Source organism: Psychrobacter pacificensis (assembly GCF_900101915.1).
In the GTDB taxonomy this organism is placed as follows: Bacteria; Pseudomonadota; Gammaproteobacteria; order Pseudomonadales; family Moraxellaceae; genus Psychrobacter; species Psychrobacter pacificensis.
Window position 1 is genome coordinate 134,039 of record NZ_FNAL01000005.1, and the last position, 15,531, is coordinate 149,569.

Here is a 15,531-nt window from a genome sequence, read left to right on the forward strand (position 1 = left end):
TATTATTGAGTCGTGTCACTATTAATTTGGCCTGTATGTCAACGCCAGTTCATTGAGCAATTCTCATTGAGCAACTCAGTATCAAGAAAACATAATTAAGTACACTAGAGACGAGCCATCATGCCAGCAGATAAAAATTTTTTAGATAAATCCGTCACGAGTAAAAACCAGAGTGGCATCCAGTCACTTGAGATTGGATTGTCGATACTAGATGTGCTTATCGATCGCCATGAGCCTATGATGCTAAAGGATATCGCTGAAACCATGCAGATGCATCCCGCAAAATCTCATCGTTACTTGGTCAGCCTCATTCGCAAAAATTACGCTCGCAAGCTTGATGATGGGCGCTATGGGCTTGGCGATAGAGTAAATGCATTGGCAGCATTAGGACATACTGAGCTCAGTCAAAACAATCTCTTGGCGCGTCTCACGCAGGTAGCCAATGAGATTAAAGATACCCTAAAGTGCGGTGTGCAAATTGCTAAGTGGTTTAGCGAAGGCCCAATTATTATTCAGTCCGTTGAACCAGACAGTCCGATTAGCATCATCACTCGCATCGGCTCACGCATGCCTTTGACGACATCAGCCACAGGACAATTGTTTGCCAGCTATCAATCTGACGCGGTCATTCAGCCATTGGTCACCGCTGAATGGCAGTCGAGTAATGCCGCAGCAGATATGACAGAGAAGTGGCAGAATTTTGCTCAGCTGCAAGCCAAGATACGTACGCAAGGTTATGCGACAGTGACAGGCGATATGCTCATGGGTATTAATGCCATTACGATACCTGTGATATTGCCGCATTTTGCCAATAGTGCTGCTAATCTATCCACGAGTAGTGACAAAACCGCTAGCAAGGCTCTGCCGCTAGAATATGCCATTACTATCATTGGCACCACAGAGCAGCTACCAATGAGTGAGCAACAGAACGTGGTTGAGCAAATACTAGCAATCGCACAGCGCTACCAAATAGCATAGCCAAAATGTTAACTACAAGCTGATAGGCTATAGTAGAACCTTAATAAAATTAATACAGCATATGCATCATAGGTGGCACCCGGCTTACTGAGAGTGGCAGACGGATAAATTTCAATCTTTAAACGGCCCTTTGAGTCTTCTTCGATTTTTTGGACCATGGCTTCAATGCTTCGGTATTGATATTGTCATTGGCGGTCATAAAGTGTGAAAATCTCAGTGTCGTCACATCGTCTGTATTGGTATCCGCGCTTTTGGCTTGCTCATTTTGCTCATTGTTAGAGCAGCTAGTCATCGCAACTGAGGCCGCGAAGAGTATGCCTAAAGGGAATGTTACTTTCCTCATTGAGTCCTTTCATGATGGTGAGATATGGTTCGCAAGCTATGCCATCTCTTCATTATTTTGAACTGATCACTACTTATCTAATTTCAAAGTAATGATTGACAGATAATGTAAAAAAGGTAGCAAGTAGAAAGACGACGCAGTTACTCTCCGACAGGCGCAATGTCACGGGCTTCAGCGAACTCATCACTGTGTAAAAACTGTGTGTGGGCTGGGGCGCGTTTGGTACGAGACCATTCATCTAGCATGTCGTGCTTGATGGCGTCTGTAATCATCGAGACTTTGTCCTCTGAGGTGGGATCGTCATAGGTCAACTCGAGACGATGCCCATTAGGATCAAAGAAATATATCGAGTGAAAGATACCGTGATTGGTCACGCCAATGACATCAATGCCTGAACGTTCTAGTTGTTCTTTAGCTGCCATCAGCTCATCACGATCTTTGACTTTGAGCGCCAAGTGCTGCACCCAGTTTGGAGTATTGGGGTCAAAGCCCATTTCAGGCTGGTTGGGCACTTCAAAAAACGCCAATACATTACCATTACCAGCGTCCAAAAAGACGTGCATATAGGGGTCAAAGGCTTTGGTTGAGGGTACATGGTCTTCTGCAAATGCCAAGATAAAATCCATATTGAGGTTTTTTTTATACCATTCGACCGTTTCTTTGGCATCCTTGCAGCGATAAGCCACATGATGGATTTTTTCAATTTGAAAGCTCATATTCAACTCCTTTTGATAAGGCCTAGTGTGAATGTAAGAGGAACGATGCCCGTACTAATAGACCAAATGTCATGATGGTTCTAACGGCTCAAATCTACTGTCACTACGCCTTTTGTCTATGCAACTATTATTCGTTAAAATCGAAGCTAAGCGCGGGCAGTACTTTGCCTTGTACTTCACCGAACCCAACACGCACGCCATCTTTTTCGCTATAGCCTTTCATAATGACGGTATCGCCATCTTCGATGAAGGTGCGCGACTCACCGCCCTCAAGTGCTACGGGTTTGGTGGCATTCCAAGCGATCTCTAGCATCGAGCCATAAGAATCAGGCGTTGGCCCTGAGATTGTGCCCGAGCCCATCATGTCACCGACTTCAACTTTGCAGCCAGTGATGGTGTGATGCGTCAATTGCTGCGCCATTGACCAATACATGTATTTAAAATTGGTCTCGCAAATAACCGTAGCCGTTTTTGCATTTTCAGGCAGTAGCTCGACCGACAGATTGATATCAAAGCTGCTCTCTTTGTCTTTTTCATTGAGATAAGCCAGTGGTTCAGGCTCTTGAATTGGGCAAGCGGTGCTAAATGGTGCCAATGCATCCATCGTGACTATCCACGGAGAAACTTGCGAGGCGAACGTCTTGGCATTAAATGGGCCTAAAGGGACATATTCCCACTTTTGGATATCTCGAGCCGACCAGTCGTTGAGCAGTACCATACCAAAGATATGATCAGCGGCATCGTCTACGGCGATTGGTTGACCGATATGGTTGCCTTTACCAACGACAAACGCCGTTTCGAGCTCAAAATCTAGGCGCTGACAGGCGGAGAAAACAGGACGCTCATCAGGGTTAGGCTTTAGCTGTCCTGAGGGACGTACGATATCAGTTCCACTAGCGATGACGGTGCTGGCGCGTCCGTTATAACCGACAGGCATTTCCGTCCAGTTGGGTAGCAGGGCATTGTTTGGATCGCGGAACATCGTACCGACATTGGTCGCATGCTCTTTAGAAGAATAAAAATCGGTAAAGCCCGGTACTTGAACAGGTAGATGCATGGTAACGTCTGCTTGCTTGAACAGCGCCTTTTTTTGCAGATCGGCATTGTCACGTAAGTCGCTGTTGTCACTAGACAGTAGCGACTGAATGGTCGTGCGCGCCTGCGTCCAGTTGTCTCGACCAGAATCAATAAAAGCGTTTAGCGTCGACTGATCAAAATAAGGCCCGCCATTTAGGCTCAGTAATCCTTCTGACTCTAGCACAGACAAGTCTAGTACCTGATCGCCAATGGCAACGCCTGCACGGCGCGCACTATCTTTAGTGTCGCTAAAAATACCATACGGCAGATTGTGGATGGAGAAGTCAGAGTCCGCTTTGATGTCGATAAAAGAGGTGAGAGTACTGTCAATCGTTGACATGATTTGCTCCTTGCTAAAAGTATTATTTAATTACGTTATAGTTAATTATTTACTTATAATGTAATTTATTGATATGTTGATTGCAAGTTTTTTTGTGCCATGTCTTTTGCTTACTGATTGATAAGACAAATCCTAAGCACAAAAAAAGGCCAAGCAATCGCTCAGCCTTTTTTATTTTTTAGTCTATATGTCTGATTAATTTAGTCTTTTAAAACGTCTGCCATCGCATTGGCGACATAGTCGATGTTGCTGGTATTTAGACCTGCGACACACATACGAGAGTTGGATACCATGTAAATACCAAACTCACTTTGTAGGCGCTCGACCTGCTCAGGCGTCAATCCAGTAAAGCTAAACATACCGTTTTGACGCGTGATGTAGTCAAAGTTACGGTTGGGAATTTTGGCTTCTAGTACCGATTTTAGCTTTAGGCGCATGGCTTTGATACGATCACGCATCGCATAAACCTCGCCAACCCACTGCTCATGTAGGGCGTCATCGTTCATGACGATATCAACCACATGACCACCATGTGATGGCGGGCTTGAATAGATACGGCGTACCATCGCATTTAGCTGACCGAAGACGCGCTCAGCTTCGTCTGCGGTAGGGCATACGACCGACAGACCGCCAACGCGCTCGCCATATAGCGATAAATTTTTAGAGAATGAGTTGCTGACAAATAAAGGCAAGCCCATCTCAACGGCTTTACGAATGGCGTAAGCATCGCTGTCCATGTCCTCGCCAAATCCTTGATAAGCGATATCCATGAATGGAATCAATTCATGCGCTTTGATGACGTTGAGCACGGTATCCCATTGTGCTTGGGTCAAATCCATACCTGTTGGATTGTGGCAACAAGGATGTAGCAAGATGACATCGTGTTTGTTCAATGTTTCAAAAAACGCAATCATCTCATCAAATTTGATGCTGCTATTGGCTTTGTCGTAGTACGGGTATTTACCCACTTCAACGTCAGAGCCTTCAAAGATAGCGATATGATTGCCCCATGTTGGATCGCTCACATAGCACTTGGACTGTGGGAACCATTGGTGAATAAATTCAGCACCGACTTTCAGGGCGCCAGAACCGCCGATAGTGGCGGTGGTCGCAACCAAACCGTCTTTTAAGATTTGTGCGCCTTTGCCAAACAATAACTCCTGACAGCCTTTGCGGTGTCCAGGCAAGCCTGCCATTGGTAGATAGGGGCGCGGGGCAATAGGATCAGCAATACGCGCTTCGGCAGTTTTGACACAGTCGAGTACAGGCAGTACGCCACTTTCATCGTAATAAATACCAATGCCTAAATTAACTTTATTGGGATTATTGTCCGCTGAGTATTTTTCCATCAGCCCTAAGATTGGATCGCCAGCGTAATAATCGATACGTTCAAACATGCCATTTCCTTATAAGAATATAAACCAAGCAGCCGAAAATCATAGAGCAAATTGCTGATGAACTCAACACGCGAGTGCGTTATCTTGCGCAATTAATAAAATAAATCACCAAATAGCTTATCTCTTTGTCTAGCAGATGAGCTTGTGGTGTGATGCATCACTTCATCGACAGCGTTTCAGGCTGATGCAAGTCGTTGTAGTGGGTGGCAAAGTAGGTCTGCAAAAACTGCTTAAAGGCGATGGTTGCAGGAGACAGCGCCCGTGAGGCACGCTGATAGATAAAGAACTGGCGCATTTTTATAGGCTGCGTCAATGGGCGCATTTGCAAGCCGTTGGCGCTGACCCAATCGATGACCTCAGGCATATATGGGAGGCATAAGGTAATGCCGAACCCTTGGCGGGTCATCTCAAGCGCGGTGGACATAAAGTTGACTTTGTAGCGCGCTTGCTGAATCTGAGCGGCGATAGCGTCATCCAGCTCGACTGTCACCTGCTCAAGAAACGGGCCTTGTAGAGTGATAAGTGGAATATCAAGCAACTCCTGCCAAGTGATTTCGTCTTTTTGCGCCAGTGCATGATCGTCTGGCATAACCACGCAAAACGGCAGCTTGTATAACAGATCAGCACCGATATCATCTTCAGTTTCTATAAAACCAAGTTCAGTACCAACCCCCAAATCGACCTCGATGTCTTGAACATGCTTGAGCAAATTTTCTGCTGAGCAATCCAATAGCGACACCCCGATATTTGGATATTCCTTAGCAAATTGCGCGATGACGGCGGGCAGGGAGGATGCCGCAAACTGCGACACCGCTAAGCGCACCTGACCTTGCGCCAAGCTGGTCAAGCTACTTGCTTCGTTTTCGAACAGCTGCATCTCATTCAAGATACGCCGCGCTTGTGGCAGCAGATGGCGTCCGACAGCGGATAGCGACAACTGGCGGGTAGTACGGTCAAATAACACGATGCCAAGGCCAGTCTCCAGCTCTTTGATCAGTCCGCTAACAGCAGATTGGGTGAGATACATCTGTTCGCTGGCACGAGTGAAGCTGCCGTTGTCAGCGACTTTGATAAAAGCGGTCAGTTGACGAATGCTGATATTCATAAGTAAACCTGATAAATAAATCATAAAAAACAATTAGTCTTATAAATAAAGCTAATCTAATATAAATACAACGTCAACAATAAAGATTGATTATCAATCGTTTTATCGCATTTTATTACTAATCGACTTTTTACCACCAATTGACATTAAGGATGATTGCAATGGCAGATTTATTTGACAACCCAATGGGACTAAACGGGTTTGACTTCGTCGAGTTTGCTTCTCCGCAGCCTGATGCGGTCGATGCATTGTTTAAACAGCTTGGATTTGCCCATGTGGCCAATCACAGATCAAAAGATGTGGCGCTATATCGCCAAGGTGACATCAACCTAATCTTAAACCGTGAGCCAAGAAGCCCAGCCAGTTACTTCGTCGAAGAGCATGGCGCTGGTGCGTGCAGCATGGGTTTTCGGGTAAAAGATGCCAAAAAAGCCTACGAGCGTGCGGTGGAGATGGGTGCGCAGCCAGTAGAGGTGCCAACAGGCGTGATGGAGCTGAGACTGCCAGCGATTAAAGGTATCGGCGGCTCACTGATCTATTTGATTGACCGTTATAAAGACGGCGAATCTATCTATGATGTTGACTTTGAGTTTTTTGCAGATATCGATAGAAACCCTGTCGGATATGGTTTCAAAGTCATCGATCACCTCACGCACAACGTTTATCGCGGCCGCATGGCGTACTGGGCAAAATTCTATGAGCGTATCTTTAATTTCCGCGAGATTCGCTATTTTGATATCAAAGGCGAGTACACGGGGCTGACCAGTAAGGCCATGACTGCCCCTGATGGCAAAATCCGTATTCCGCTCAACGAAGAAGCCAAGCAGGGCGGTGGTCAGATCGAAGAGTACTTAATGCACTTCAATGGCGAGGGGATTCAGCACATTGCGCTCGCCAGTGATGATCTGTTTGCCAGTATCGATATGCTAAAAGCCGCCGGTATTCCGCTTATGACTGCACCAAATGCAGCCTACTACGAGATGCTGAGCGAGCGCTTACCAAACCATGGTGAAAACGTTGCTGACTTGCAAACGCGCGGTATCTTGTTAGATGGTACGACAGAGGGCGGCGCACCGCGTCTGCTACTACAGATTTTCTCTGAAACCATCTTGGGTAGCCCAGTGTTTTTTGAATTTATCCAGCGTAAAGGGGATTATGCAGACGGTTTTGGTGAAGGTAACTTTAAAGCCTTGTTTGAATCCATAGAGCGCGACCAAGTGCGTCGTGGCACGGTCGGTCAGCAAGAGACCAATCAATCAGAAACAGAAACGCCGTAGATCACACTACATTTAAAAAAAATTTAAAAAACAAACGGACAAGGCAAAAGGATTTTGGCTTGTCCTGCATGAGTGACTGATATTAGCCACTGACTAATCAGTATGAGTGCAAATATTCACTGCGATAAAAGGAACACAGGCATGGAACGCCTCTCACAGATAGATTCTCCTAATACAGCCATCGGTGCCAATAGTTCTGTAGCCAAGCAGCAAGGCGGTGATGCATCTGCTCATCATAATGCGACCGATAAAAAGCAGCCCTATATCTCACATCAGTCAGATAGCCATGGTCATATTCATTATAGTGATGATGAAAATGCAATGTGGCAGGCGTTGCTTACGCGTCAAGCTGAGCAAATCCCTAACCGCGCTTGTCCTGCCTATCTAGAAGGTTTGACGAAGCTAAACTTGCCAACGACGCATATCCCGCAGTTGCATGATATTGACGAGGTATTGCAAGCGACCACCGGTTGGCAAACCGCAGCGGTGCCTGCATTAATCAGCTTTGGCAAATTCTTCAAACTACTGGCCAATAAATCCTTTCCTGTGGCAACGTTTATTCGCCGATTTGAGGATATGGACTATATCGAAGAGCCTGATATTTTTCACGAAATCGTTGGACACTGCCCGCTATTGACTCATCCAGCCTTTGCCGCATTTAATGAGACGTATGGCAAGCTGGGTCTGAGTGCAACGAAAGAGGAAAGATGGTTTTTGGCACGGCTCTATTGGTTTACCATTGAGTTTGGCTTGGTCGGTAGTCAGCCTAAAGACCGTAGAATCTACGGCGGCGGTATATTAAGCTCGCCTTCTGAAACCATCTATGCTCTTGATCAGACATCGTATGCCCAGCCAGAAACCCAAATACAACCCAAGCCTACACAGCAGCCTGAACACCGCGCATTTGATTTGCTTGATGTGTTGCGTACGCCTTATCGTATCGATCAAATACAGCCGATTTACTATGTGATTGACGAATTAGATACGCTATTTGATATCGTTGATAGCGACATCATGGGGACGGTCAAGCAGGCGATGTCACTTGGGTTATTTGAGCCGACCTATCCAGAAAAATCCCATTAAAATTTTATAAACATCCGCTCTACTACATAAGGACATAGCAGTGGAGTGGCGTCAACAAACCTCAGTATCACAAATCAGCATCACAAAACAATAAACTCGATAAAAGGACATTATCATGACAGTATTATCACAAAGCAGTTGCGAAGCTTGCCGTATTGGCGCACCAAAAGTCGACGAGGCCGAGGCACGCGAGCTATTGACACAAATTCCTGATTGGTCATTGATTGAGGTGGAGGGTATTCAGCAGTTGCAGCGTCAGTACAAATTTAAAAACTTCGTCGCAGCGATGGATTTTGCCAATCAATTGGCAGACATTGCTGAAGCAGAAGGGCATCATCCCGGCATATTGGTAGAGTGGGGCAAAGCGACCGTCACATGGTGGTCACATAGTATCAAAGGGTTGCATCGTAATGACTTCGTCATGGCGGCTAAAACCGATGCGTTACTTGATAAGTAACGCATCAGTCATTCGGTTATTCACTAGCAAACCAGTTCTCTAACTCTTCCAAACTCAAACCCAATCTAATGCCAGCTTGAGCTGGCATTTTAAGGATGTGTCATGCCACCAAAACCGCTCACCCAGATCAGCGCCAAGCTTGCCTTTATTATCTCAGCCATCGTCATCGCCATCATGGGTATTACCATGATTGGCTTTGGTTGGGTGCCGCACCTGTCTCTTATCCTTGCCATTTGTGTATTGCTGGCTATCGGTATGACCAAAGGTCTGAGCTTTAACGACATGCAAGCACAAATGGCCTCAGGCGTCATGCGCGGTATCGGCGCCATCTATCTATTCTTCTTTATTGGCCTCATGGTCGCCGCCCTCATGATGTCAGGGGCCATACCCACCTTGATGTACTTTGGTTTTCAGCTCATCTCTCCTGAGTATTACTATATCTCCGCCTTTATCCTCACCTCTATTATCGGTATCGCCCTGGGCAGTAGCTTGACCACTGCAGCTACCTTGGGTGTAGCCTTTATCGGCATGAGTAATGCCTTTGATGCCAATGTGGCGATAGCGGCTGGGGCGGTGGTATCAGGTGCGTTCTTTGGTGATAAGATGTCGCCCTTGTCGGATACCTGTACCATTGCGTCCTCTGTGGTCGGTATTGATCTGTTTGAGCACATTCGCAATATGATGTATACGACAGTACCTGCGTGGATACTGACAGTAATTTTGTTCTGGATATTCTCAGGTCAGACCGTCAGTGCTGATCTGAGTCAAGTGACCATACTACAAGGACAGCTGATTGACAGTGGCTTGGTGCATGGGTATTCGGTACAGCCCTTTGTGATATTGGTTGGATTGGCATTGTTTCGGGTCAATGCGATTTATACGATTATCTGTACGATTGCCGCGGCGCTGATCATTACTTATATGCACAGCTCACCCAGCTTTGGTCAATTAGGTGGTTATCTGTTTGCCGGCTATGTCCCTGCTGAGTCATTAGAGCTGGGTGAGGTGGGTGGTATGCTGTCGCGCGGCGGTGTACAGAGTATGTTCTTTACCCAAGCGATTGTGATACTGGCATTGAGTTTGGGCGGGTTGTTAACAGCACTAGGGATTCTACCTGCACTACTGTCTGGTATTAAAGATACACTGACGACATCAGGACGGGCGATCTTTGCGGCGGCCATGTCGGCACTGAGCATTAATGTGCTGATCGGGGAGCAGTATTTGAGTATTTTATTATCCGGTACGGCATTTCGGTCAACGTTTGAGCGTTTGCACCTGCATCCGAAGAATTTGTCTCGGACGATTGAGGATGCAGGGACGGTGATTAATCCATTAGTGCCATGGAGTGTGTGCGGGGTGTTTATCAGTCAGGCGTTAGGGGTGCCAGTACTGGATTACTTGCCCTATGCGTTCTTCTGTTATTTGTCATTGCTATTAACATTGGTGTTTGGCTTTACGGGGCTGACGATTAGCCGAGTGGATAAAGAAGCAAAAGTCGTCGAAGCATAATAGGTGATGATTTATAAAAAGACGCGGCTTATATAAGCTGCGTCTTTTGCATTTAAATATTCATTAAATAAGCTTTTATAGATCTGCTGTTAGGGCATCCTGATTTTTCACCACTTTATGCTGATCCTCTGTGCTATCGACTTTCCAATAACTAGACACATATAGATGCGTCTTTGGTACGTCGCGCTCAACTTTGAAGTATTGGCGCAATACTCGCATACTATGAAACTCGCAAGCCGCCCAAACCGCGGGCTGTCCCTCAAGCCAAGTCAGTGATTTGACGCAGTCAAGTAATGGACTGCTGTCTGCATTTGGATGAGGGTTGACCACCCATTGAATCTCGACGTTATCTGGTTTTTTGAGTGTTTGCTGGTCTGCTGTAGTCGTCACTTCAAGCACGGCATAGCCGCGAGAATCGGCAGGCAATTGTGCCAAATTGACCGTGATCGCTGGCAATGCTGTCATATCACCGACCAATAAAAACCAATCGGCGTCATTGTTGATGAGTTTTTTTGGGCCAGGGCCGCCCACCAATATTTGATCGCCAGCTTTAGTGTTGCGTGCCCATATCGACGCAGGGCCTTCAGCCTCATGTAATGCAAAATCAACGTCTATCTCATCATCACGCTGAGCGATGATGGTATAGGTACGCATCAATGGCTTGATGTCGTCGCCTTGAGGAAATATCAGTTTGATATAAGCGCTTTCTTGATCTGTCGGGAAGTCTATTAAACCTGCACCGCCAAGAGTAATGCGGCACATATTTGGGGTGAGGTATTTGCTACCGATCACATCGAGTAATCTAGGGGTAGGTTTTGCCATTTGCTATGTCCTTCTTTTTTAGCATGTAACGATAGTGCGCAAAGCATGGTTTGTTATCATCTGATAGCTTGTAAGGCTAGCATATTACTTTGATGATCGACTGTCTTAAAAATGTATGGGTAAAAATGATTGTAGAAAGTGGATGATTTTATTAGGGCGTGTTGCTAAGTTCAAAAAATCAGGTTTAAAAACTGGCTTTTAGGCTGACCGACATTTCACGCTCAGGCCCCATCCAGCAATTGTTAATATCATAACAAGCACCGACGTAGGTTTTGTCAAAAAGGTTGTTCACACTTGCGCCTAACGTGAGCATCGGATTGATCTGATAACTACCGCCGACATCGACTAACGTCACACTTGGTAGCTCATCTGAATTTTGTTTGTCTAACTGCATCCCACCTTCATAGCGAACACCAGCATTGAGAGTGAGTTTGTCTGTCGCATAGTAGTCGGCCCATAGCGTGGCTTTGTGCTTAGCCGTTTGGGCAGGGGTGTTGCCAACCACGTCAGGGTTGAACTCATCTTTTGTAATCTCAGCGTCGGTATAGCTATAGCTTGCCGCAACATCCACCCAGTCATTGAGCATATGACTGCCTGATATCTCAAAACCTTTTGACTCAATCTCACCGGTCTGAGTTTGGCTTCTATAGTTGATTTCGTCTGCGACCACGACGTTTTTTTGCTTGATATCAAAGACAGCGAGCGTGCCTTTGGTCGCGCGATCTGAGGACAGATATTTGATACCCGCTTCTAGCTGGTCGGCGGTGGTGGGTTTAAACGCTTCATTGGTAATAAAGTTGCTACCAACGACAGGCTGAAACGACTGCGAATAGCTGGCATAAGGCGATAAACCATTATCCAAATCATAAATGGCCGCCAGACGACCACTGGTTTTTGAGGCATCATTATCGATCATTTGTGCATCGTACACCGCGCCTTGTGCGGCTTTGGTCTGCTCAGTGATACTCTCAAACTTATCGTGACGCAAGCCTGCGACCACGGTCAAATCTTGCCACTGCATCTCATCTTGTACATAGAGCCCAAGCTGGCTTTGCTCGATGTCTTCGTCTTGACGATAGGTATCTAGTGGCAGCGTAGCCTTATTTATTTGTGAGAAGTCTGGATTAGATAGGTCAAGGTTTGGCGTACCCGCTGCGCCCGCATCATAGTAAGTCGCGCTACTGTCGGTTTCTTGATACTCAGCACCAAACAATAGATTATGTGAGGTATTTTCAGTATCGAATGTATAAGCCAGCTGGTTGTCTGTGGTCCAGTTTTTCATGCGCTCATCAGTGGTATACGCCACGCGATTGAGAATCGTGTCACTACCATCGACAAACCCGCCACTATTATACATATTGCGCTGCTCAGCTTCGGCATCGGTGTAGCGTAAGATGTGCTTAAAGGTGAGATTGTCATTGATATCCCAGTTTACGGTGACGCTTGGCATCAGTACTTCTTTACTAAAATGATTCCATCGATCTCCTGCATAAGCATCGCTACCCAATTTGCCATAGCTGGCGTTGTAGACCGTACCGACAGCGGGTAGTGGGGTGGATGGCACCATCTCTGGATCATCTTGATAAAACAGATTGGCAAGCATAGAGACATCGTCAGTCGCCTGCCACTCAAGCGACGGGTTAATCAACAATCGCTCTTCTTCGGTGGTTTGCATTTGACCGTCTTTTTGCCGTTTTAATGCCACCAAGCGATAGTTAAGCGTATCGCTGACTGGTCCTGTCGTATCGACCGCTACCTCTTTTAAGTTTTGATTGCCAAGTCGCAGTTGTACTTCGGTTTCTTGCGTGCCCTTTGGGGTTTTGGCGATCTGGTTAACCATGCCGCCCGGTGAAGCATAGCCGTATAGCGAGGACGCTGGCCCTTTCACCACTTCGACCGCTTCAGTCGCATAGACATCGACTTGTGGCATGAGGTTCCAAGCGCCATCGTAGGGCAGTCTGAGTCCATCATAAAAGTTTGAGTAGGTTTTAAATCCACGAATGTTGTACTCATCAAAGATAGAGACTGTACCGCGGCTCTCAGAGCTTATGCCTGGCTCATAACGCAAAGCAGCGTTGACACTATCTGCTTGGCGCTTTTGTAACAGCTCCTGATCGATGCGGGTATAGCTCATGGGCGCATCTTCAGGGTCTAAGGCGGTCTTGGTACCGGTGCTGCGGTAACCATCTGAATAAACGGTAATTGTATCCAAGGTAGCTGATGGTGCTGCCGTCGTATCATTACCCACTTTATTAGTATTAAGAGAATTTTCTACGCTTGTCTCAATCACGTTATTTTCAATATTGTCGACCGTATTGTTTCCGATACTAGTTGGGCTGTTCTCAGCATAGACTGAATGACTTAGACTCATTGCCAAGCCCAGTTGGACGGCTAAAGTTAAACGTTTTTGACGAATGGATTTGGACGTTGAGACAAAGCGCATTATATTTCCTTGTGAGTTGTGATTAGATGTCGAAAACAAAAGAAAATAAATAATAACATTAATGATAATAATTATCATTAATGTTTGAAAATAAATCTTCTCTCAAATGATGTGAAATTCGTTCTTACGCCAACATGGCAATGGCATCTTTACTCGCCCGCTGTCGCTCTTCAGCATTTAACTCAATGAGGCGGCCTTCTTTCATGAGTAACAGTCGATCTGCATGCTCAAAGTAACCATCATCGTGACTGATAATAAACAGCGTTTTACCGAGTGCTTTTAACTCAGGGATTAGGGTTTGATAGAACACGCGGCGAAACGCAGGGTCTTGGTCAGCGGCCCATTCATCAAGTAGCAAGATGTCTTTTTGTTCAGCGACAGCAATAAGCATGGCCAAGCGTTTGCGTTGTCCCTGCGAGAGCTTATCGGTAGACAGCTGGTTGTCAGCCACACTTATTTTATCTTGCAAGTCCAATTTATGCAGCCACGCATTGACCAGTGCTTTGTCTGGCTGCCGTCCTTGTCTGCCAATCAATTGCTTAAAAATATGCTGATCGCTAAAAATGGCAGAATACAGCTGTCTATAATCGGCATTATTCTGTGAATTAACGGGCTGTTTGTCGATGGTTACCGCACCTGTGGTAGGGGTGAAAATGCCTGTAATAATCTTGGCAAGTGTCGATTTGCCGCTACCATTCGCCCCGATCAGAAACACCACATCGCCTCGTCGTAGCGTTAGATTGACGTCTTTTAAAATATTACCAGAGTGATCGCTGTCTTTAGCTATTAATGCCTGAGCACCAGTATCATTGCTATTACTGACACTGCTATTACTGGCATTATCACTGGCATTATCACTGGCATTATCACTGGCATTCGAAACACTGTTATTGGAAACATTGTAGCGATAGTTAACATCAGTTAGCGAGATGGTTTGCCAGTGTTGGCTGGTGTTGTCCGTTCTAAATAAAGGTTGGTACTCAGCCAGTTCTAGCGATTGTATTTTGTCTAGGGCAACTTGAGCCGTCTGTAGTGTTGGATATGCACCGACGGCGTGAAGCAGCGGCGACTGCATAAATAGAATCGTTAAAGAAAAAGTGGTGGCGATGCCCATCGAGATGCCGAGATAATTTGATATGGCAAATATCACCCCAATCGATGCAAACATCATAATATTTGACCAGTTCACCGCTGATAAATGAAAAGTATCAGACTTGGTGACAGTCTTTTCATAGGATTTAGCATGGGCCAAAAAATCATCTGTATACAGTTTTTGTGCTCGGTGTTGGTTAAGTGCCAGCTCTTTACGACCTTCTATAATCGATTGATAATCCTGATATAAGGCGTCATTAATCTCTCTCAACTTTGTCAAATGTGTATAGACATGCTTGACCAATAGGGTGCTTATCCAAATCGTCATCGCAATCCAAAACATGACAATCAGCAGTAATGGTAGCGACAGCCAGCCCAGATATAACCCCACACCAACAGAGAGGATAACGCCTTGCACCAACTCCGGCATCCGAACAAAGGCGACGGTAATAGACTGAATATCTGAGGATAGACTGGCAAGTAACCGCGCACTACCCAAATGATCTATCTGAGGAACGGTGGTATCGATGATTTGTTTGACCAGCTTGGTTCTGAGCTCATAGACAAACTTGTGCCCCAAACGGGTGAGTGCATATTGCGATACAAAGGTAGTCACCAGCAACAGCAGTACGAGCAGAGCAAACTGCCCTAAGCTCGACCACGATAAGGTATTGAACACAGGCTGACTGATAAAGGTTTGGTTGATATAAGCAATGATACCCACACTGACGGCAGCATTGATTAAGTTGAGTAAAATGACTTTTAGAAAGGGCAGACGATACTGTGCCCAAATCATATGATGTAGAGAAACGCTGGCACGAGAGGACATAGTGACTCAGTAATAGTATGGATGTTTGATGGCATAAAAGGGAATAGGTCACACCTAATCCCT

General features: G+C 45.9%; 13 protein-coding genes. 5 read left to right on the forward strand and 8 right to left on the reverse strand.

What is annotated here, in order from left to right:
* The first annotated feature begins 120 nt into the window (after window positions 1-120).
* A complete protein-coding gene (locus BLR43_RS04645) occupies window positions 121-978 on the forward strand; it encodes an IclR family transcriptional regulator (RefSeq protein WP_093069184.1) in 858 nt (285 codons plus the stop codon).
* A gap of 118 nt (window positions 979-1,096) precedes the next feature.
* On the opposite strand, the gene BLR43_RS04650 is transcribed toward BLR43_RS04645, so the two are convergent.
* The 5 genes from BLR43_RS04650 to BLR43_RS04670 form a co-directional block, all read right to left on the reverse strand.
* Window positions 1,097-1,321 carry a hypothetical protein gene (locus tag BLR43_RS04650; protein WP_201587857.1) on the reverse strand — a complete coding sequence of 75 codons (225 nt, stop codon included), beginning with the start codon at window positions 1,319-1,321 and terminating at the stop codon, window positions 1,097-1,099.
* A gap of 140 nt (window positions 1,322-1,461) precedes the next feature.
* Complete coding sequence (locus BLR43_RS04655) at window positions 1,462-2,037, reverse strand: VOC family protein (protein ID WP_093069187.1); 576 nt, start codon at window positions 2,035-2,037, stop codon at window positions 1,462-1,464.
* A gap of 127 nt (window positions 2,038-2,164) precedes the next feature.
* Window positions 2,165-3,454 (reverse strand): fumarylacetoacetase, encoded by a 1,290-nt coding sequence (fahA, locus tag BLR43_RS04660; RefSeq protein WP_071001499.1) that lies wholly within the window; start codon window positions 3,452-3,454, stop codon window positions 2,165-2,167.
* Between the two features lie 200 nt (window positions 3,455-3,654).
* Entirely contained in the window at window positions 3,655-4,851 is a 1,197-nt protein-coding gene (locus tag BLR43_RS04665) for an amino acid aminotransferase (protein WP_071001500.1), read from the reverse strand.
* A 157-nt stretch (window positions 4,852-5,008) separates the two neighbouring features.
* Window positions 5,009-5,956, reverse strand: coding sequence for a LysR family transcriptional regulator (locus BLR43_RS04670; RefSeq protein WP_093069235.1), 948 nt, complete (start codon window positions 5,954-5,956; stop codon window positions 5,009-5,011).
* Window positions 5,957-6,117: 161 nt separating this feature from the next.
* On the opposite strand from BLR43_RS04670, the gene hppD reads away from it, so the two are divergent.
* From hppD to BLR43_RS04690, 4 genes are all read left to right on the forward strand, one after another.
* The gene (gene hppD, locus BLR43_RS04675) at window positions 6,118-7,233 is read left to right on the forward strand and encodes a 4-hydroxyphenylpyruvate dioxygenase (RefSeq protein ID WP_093069189.1); all 1,116 of its coding nucleotides are present in this window, start codon (window positions 6,118-6,120) and stop codon (window positions 7,231-7,233) included.
* Between the two features lie 141 nt (window positions 7,234-7,374).
* Window positions 7,375-8,316, forward strand: coding sequence for a phenylalanine 4-monooxygenase (phhA, locus tag BLR43_RS04680; RefSeq protein ID WP_083328803.1), 942 nt, complete (start codon window positions 7,375-7,377; stop codon window positions 8,314-8,316).
* Window positions 8,317-8,431: 115 nt separating this feature from the next.
* Entirely contained in the window at window positions 8,432-8,773 is a 342-nt protein-coding gene (locus BLR43_RS04685) for a 4a-hydroxytetrahydrobiopterin dehydratase (protein ID WP_058024261.1), read from the forward strand.
* Between the two features lie 102 nt (window positions 8,774-8,875).
* Entirely contained in the window at window positions 8,876-10,282 is a 1,407-nt protein-coding gene (locus BLR43_RS04690) for a Na+/H+ antiporter NhaC family protein (protein WP_093069194.1), read from the forward strand.
* 75 nt (window positions 10,283-10,357) lie between these two features.
* On the opposite strand, the gene BLR43_RS04695 is transcribed toward BLR43_RS04690, so the two are convergent.
* The 3 genes from BLR43_RS04695 to BLR43_RS04705 form a co-directional block, all read right to left on the reverse strand.
* A complete protein-coding gene (locus BLR43_RS04695; RefSeq protein WP_093069197.1) occupies window positions 10,358-11,104 on the reverse strand; it encodes a siderophore-interacting protein in 747 nt (248 codons plus the stop codon).
* A 184-nt stretch (window positions 11,105-11,288) separates the two neighbouring features.
* Window positions 11,289-13,547 carry a TonB-dependent siderophore receptor gene (locus BLR43_RS04700; protein ID WP_093069199.1) on the reverse strand — a complete coding sequence of 753 codons (2,259 nt, stop codon included), beginning with the start codon at window positions 13,545-13,547 and terminating at the stop codon, window positions 11,289-11,291.
* 124 nt (window positions 13,548-13,671) lie between these two features.
* Window positions 13,672-15,468, reverse strand: a complete 1,797-nt coding sequence (locus tag BLR43_RS04705) for an ATP-binding cassette domain-containing protein (RefSeq protein ID WP_093069201.1) — start codon at window positions 15,466-15,468, stop codon at window positions 13,672-13,674.
* Between the last annotated feature and the right edge of the window lie 63 nt (window positions 15,469-15,531).